Origin of the sequence: Geminicoccus harenae, assembly GCF_019800005.1 — a bacterium.
Classification (GTDB): domain Bacteria; phylum Pseudomonadota; class Alphaproteobacteria; order Geminicoccales; family Geminicoccaceae; genus Geminicoccus; species Geminicoccus harenae.
The window spans coordinates 1-568 of sequence record NZ_JABGCL010000253.1 but is presented as its reverse complement, the minus strand read 5'-3'; the positions used below and the strand labels follow the sequence as shown (position 1 = coordinate 568).

Below are 568 nucleotides of genomic sequence, written 5' to 3'. Positions count from 1 at the left end.
CATCGGTTGTAGCGGTTGTAGATGGTCGTGGCGGGGCCGTAGTCTGGCGGCACATCCCGCCAACGGCAGCCGGTCTTGAGCACGTGCAGGATCCCGCTGATCACCCGCCGATCGTCGACCCTGGGCCGTCCTGGCCGGCCATGGGGCAGATGCGGCTCGATCCGCGCCCAGGCCGCGTCCGACAGCCAGTACAGATGTGCCATCCGCCATACCCTCCTCAGCCTGCGTCCCTGATCAGTCGACCAAAAGCCATGAACCTGCAGAAGGTTGTTTGAGTTCCCTACCTAGGGCGCCCACCGAAGTGGCCGCGCCGGGTCATGGCTGAGGCCATCTTCTATCTGGTCCGTTCCGGCTGCGCGTGGCGCATGCTGCCGCGCCACTTTCCTCCATGGCCGACCGTGCACTCGCAACTGACCCGCTGGCGCAAGGACGGCACGCTGCGGCGCATGCACGATCGGTTGCGTGAGCATACGCGCGAGAAGGAGGGCCGAGATCGGGAGCCTTCCGCTGCGGTGATCGATTCGCAGACGGCGCGGACAACGGGCGCGGGCGGACCTGACCGAGGCTT

Annotated in this window: 2 protein-coding genes; one reads left to right on the top strand and one right to left on the bottom strand. The window is 66.7% G+C overall.

The window, feature by feature from the left end:
• Window positions 1-203 (bottom strand): transposase (locus HLA95_RS27815; RefSeq protein ID WP_222185011.1); only part of this gene is annotated, 203 nt, incomplete at its 3' end.
• 114 nt (window positions 204-317) lie between these two features.
• Here HLA95_RS27815 and HLA95_RS27810 point away from each other — a divergent pair.
• The coding region (locus HLA95_RS27810) for a transposase (protein ID WP_222185222.1) at window positions 318-568 on the top strand (251 nt) is incomplete at its 3' end.